At 69.2% G+C, this 4098-nt stretch carries 4 protein-coding genes; all 4 read left to right on the top strand.

Annotated elements, in window-relative coordinates:
- A partial coding sequence (locus tag HOP12_13460; protein ID NOT35150.1) for an ATP-binding domain-containing protein occupies positions 1-1207 on the top strand: 1207 nt, incomplete at its 5' end.
- On the top strand, positions 1188-1490 hold the full coding sequence (gene gatC / locus HOP12_13455) for an Asp-tRNA(Asn)/Glu-tRNA(Gln) amidotransferase subunit GatC (GenBank protein NOT35149.1): 303 nt from the start codon (positions 1188-1190) through the stop codon (positions 1488-1490). The genes HOP12_13460 and gatC, both read left to right, overlap by 20 nt.
- Positions 1487-2959, top strand: coding sequence for an Asp-tRNA(Asn)/Glu-tRNA(Gln) amidotransferase subunit GatA (gatA, locus tag HOP12_13450; protein ID NOT35148.1), 1473 nt, complete (start codon positions 1487-1489; stop codon positions 2957-2959). Before gatC ends, gatA begins: the two co-directional genes overlap by 4 nt.
- A partial coding sequence (gene gatB / locus HOP12_13445) for an Asp-tRNA(Asn)/Glu-tRNA(Gln) amidotransferase subunit GatB (GenBank protein NOT35147.1) occupies positions 2941-4098 on the top strand: 1158 nt, incomplete at its 3' end. The genes gatA and gatB, both read left to right, overlap by 19 nt.

The raw sequence follows: 4098 nt of genomic DNA, 5'->3' as shown, positions 1-4098 counted from the left end.
GCGCACGCGCTCGATCACCGAGCTGGCGGTGCTGTATCGCACCAACGCGCAGTCGCGGGCACTCGAAACCGAGCTGGCGATGCGCGGCGTGCACTACGAGATCGTCGGCGGCGTCGCGTTCTATCAGCGCCGCGAGGTCAAAGACGTGCTGGCTTACCTGCGCCTGGGCGTCAATCCGCTCGACGCGGCCGCATTCTGGCGCGCGTGGAACACGCCGCGTCGCGGGCTCGGTGACGCGGTGCGGAGCCGTGTCGAGGAGCGGGTCGCCAACGGCGCGGCCTCGCCGCTCGAGGCGCTGCGTCGACTCGCGAGCGAAGGGGCTTTGTCGCGTGCCGCGACGGTCGGTGCGCTTGCGTTCCTGGCGATCATCGACGAGGTGGCGGCACGCGGAGCGGACCCGGTCGATCAGGTGCTGGACCGGGTGCTCGAGGTCAGTCGTTACATCGAATCGCTGGACGGCGAGAGTTCCGAGGTCGAGGAGCGCCGCGCGAACCTCGAGGAATTGCGGACCGGAGCCGCCGCGTATGCGAGCCACGCGCACGATGCCGGCGTGGCGGCGTTCCTGTCCGAGACCGCACTGCTCACCGACCTGGACCGGGTCGACGGGAGCGGTGATCGGCTGCTGCTGATGACGGCGCACAATGCAAAGGGACTCGAATTCCCGGTCGTGATCGTGGCCGGGCTCGAGGAGGGCCTGCTGCCCCATGCCTCGTCGCTCGACGATCCCGCCGAGCTCGAAGAAGAGCGACGCCTGTTCTACGTCGCGCTGACTCGCGCACAGGATGAAGTGCTGATGTGCGCGGCGGCGTGGCGACGCCGGCACGACGGCATGGGCGGGGGCGCGGTGTCGCGCTTCGTCGACGAGGTCCCCGAGGATGTACTGACCCGTGAGGGCATCTCCGATCCGGCATGGGGACACGGAACGGCACCGGATCGCTTCGACGACGCTCCCAGTGCGCCGTATCGTACCGCGTCCACCGGCCGCGCCGCGCGCACGCCGGCTTCCGATCCGTGGCCGGCGCGCACGAATCCACGCTCGGCCGCGGTCGGGCGCGAGGTCTTTCATGAGTTGTTCGGACGTGGCGTGGTGATGGCCGCCGAAGGGGAGGGTCCGGAAGCCAAGTACACGGTTCGATTCGGCACCCAGATCAAGAAGGTGTTCGGGCGATTCCTCACCGGAGGCGGCGATGTCCATCACGCGGACTGAGGTCGAACGCATCGCCGAGCTCGCGCGGCTCGAGATTCCCGCCGAGGGCATCGAACGCATGACGACCGAGCTCACTGCGGTGCTCGCATTCGTCGCGACGCTCGATCGCCTCGACCTGTCGGGCTGCGAGCCCTCGACGTTTGCGCCCGCCGGCGCCGGTTTGCGCGCGGACGTGCCGGATGCGGACCGTCAGCTCGATCCATCGCGGGCGACCGCGGCGGCTCCGGCGAGCGAGAACGGCTTCTTCCTGGTGCCGCCGATCGTCGAAAACGTGAATCCGTGAGCGAACCGAGCTGGCGAGGATCGGCCGCGCGGCTCGTCGAGCGCGTCACGAGCGGGGAACTCGCCGCCGAGGCGGCGCTCGAAGCGGGCTGGGATGGCCCCGCCGCACAGTGGGAGCCCGAGGTGCACGCGATCGTGCATGCCGATCGCGAAACACGTCGCCTCGCCACGGCGAGCGCACGTCCCGTCGGGCCGCTCGCGGGAGTGCCGGTGGTGCTCAAGGACAACCTCTGCACCACCGACTACGACACCACCTGCGGCTCGCGCATTCTGGCCGGCTATCGCTCGCCCTATGACGCGACGGTGGTCAGGCGTCTGCGGGAGGCCGGCTCGTCGTTGGCCGGCAAGGCGAACATGGATGAGTTCGCGATGGGATCTTCGACCGAGTTCAGCGCCTACGGTCCGACGCGCAATCCGTACGACCTGAGCCGTGTTCCGGGCGGCTCGAGCGGTGGTTCAGCGGCCGCGGTCGCCTACGGCCTGGTGCCGCTCGCGTTCGGCTCCGACACCGGCGGATCGGTGCGACAGCCCGCAGCGTTCTGCGGCGTCTACGGCCTCAAGCCGACCTACGGCCGGCTGTCGCGCTACGGATTGGTCGCGTTCGGATCCTCGCTCGATCAGGTCGGCATCTTCGCGCGACACGCAGGCGACGTGGCGCTCGCGTATTCGGTCGTGGCCGGCGGCGATCCCTACGATGCCACCTCGCGCCCGGGTCCTGCACCCGACGTGTCGGGCTGGGACTCCGGGGTCTCCGGATTGCGATTCGGATGGCCGGCGAATCTGTGGAAGCAGGGCTGCGAGCCCGAAGTGGTCGCGGGACTCGAAGAAGCGGCCGCATGGCTCGAGCGAGCGGGGGCGATTCGCGTGCCGCTCGAGTTCCTGCCCGGCGAGGTCGGCGTCGCGGCCTACTATCTGGTCGCCACCGCCGAGGCGAGCTCGAATCTCGCGCGCTTCGACGGCGTGCGATATGGCCTGCGCGTCGATGCCGACGACATCGGCGCACTCTACCGGCGCACGCGCAGCCGCGGCTTCGGGCCGGAAGTGCAGCGTCGCATCCTGCTCGGCACCTACGCGCTGTCGGCCGGCTACTACGACGCCTTCTATCTCAAGGCGCAGCGGGCGCGCACCCGCATCCGCCGCGAATTCGACGAGGCATTCGTGCGCTGTGACTTCCTGCTGCTGCCGACCGCGCCGACCCAGGCGTTCCGGCTCGGCGAGAAGGTCGACGACCCGCTCGCGATGTATCTGAGCGACATCTTCACGATTGGAGCGAATCTCGCCGGGATTCCGGGACTCACCGTGCCGGTGGGGCTCGGCGGGACCGGGCTCCCGCGCGCCGTTCAGTTGCTGGGCCCCGCCGACGCCGAGCCCACGTTGCTGAGGGCCGGCCGTGCGCTCGAAGTTCGGGGCGAGCGCGCGCGACTCGAGCGACGTCACGAGACGGAGTTCGCATGGCCTACGAAGCGGTAATCGGACTCGAGTGCCACATTCAGGTGGCGTCGCGCACGAAGATGTTCTGCGGCTGCCCGGCCGGATTCGGCTCGACCGCCAACTCGACCGTCTGCCCGGTGTGCCTCGGGCTGCCGGGAGCACTCCCGGTCGCGAACGCGCTCGCGATCGAGGCGACCGCGCGCCTCGGCCTCGCGCTCGGCTGCGAGGTGCGAGAAGAGAGCGTGTTCGCGCGCAAGAATTACTTCTATCCGGACATGCCGAAGAACTACCAGATCTCGCAGTACGACCGGCCGCTGTGTGAAGGCGGGTCGCTGGCCGTCGCGTTCGAGACCGGCACGCGAAGCTTCGCGCTCACGCGCATCCATATCGAAGAAGACACCGGCAAGTCGTTTCACCCCGAACGTCAGGGTGACCGCCGTGTTTCGCGGGTGGACTTCAATCGTGCCGGCGTTCCGCTGATGGAGCTGGTGACCGATCCGGTGTTTCGCGCCGCTCACGAGTGCGCCGCGTTTCTCACCGACCTGCGACGCCTGGTGCGATGGCTCGGGATCTCGGGCGGCGACATGGAGAAGGGCCAGCTGCGCTGTGATGCGAACGTGTCGCTGCGGCCGGTCGGAGCGACTGCGCTCGGCACCAAGACCGAACTCAAGAACCTCAATTCGATCAAGGGCGTCGAGAAAGGGGTGGTGGCCGAGATCGAGCGTCAGCGACGTGTGCTCGAGGACGGTGGACGGATCGAACAGGCCACGCTGCTCTACGACGCGGATCACGACAAGCTCGCGATCATGCGCAGCAAGGAACACGCGCACGACTATCGCTACTTCCCTGAGCCCGACCTGCCGACGGTGCGACTCAGCCGCGCCACGATCGAGGCGGCGCGCGGCCGACTGCCGGAGCTTCCGTGGCAGGCCGAAGCACGACTCGCGGAGCTCGCGATCGGCGACGAACTGCGCTCGATCCTGGTCGCCGACCGCGCGCACGTCGAGCGGTTCGACGCACTGGTTGCGGCCGGATGTGCCCCGCGCTTCGCCGCGCGGGTGGTCGCCAACTGGGAACTGGCGCGGGTCAACAGTGGTGCGATCGCGCTCGAGCGCCTCGAGGAAGTCATGCCGGCCGCAGCGGTGGCAGTGCTGGCGCGCCGCGAAGCGGCGGGCGAG

This window comes from Candidatus Eisenbacteria bacterium, from assembly GCA_013140805.1.
GTDB lineage: Bacteria > Eisenbacteria > RBG-16-71-46 > RBG-16-71-46 > RBG-16-71-46 > JABFRW01.
Note: the sequence above shows the minus strand (reverse complement) of the source record. Positions and strands in the feature narration are given on the sequence as shown.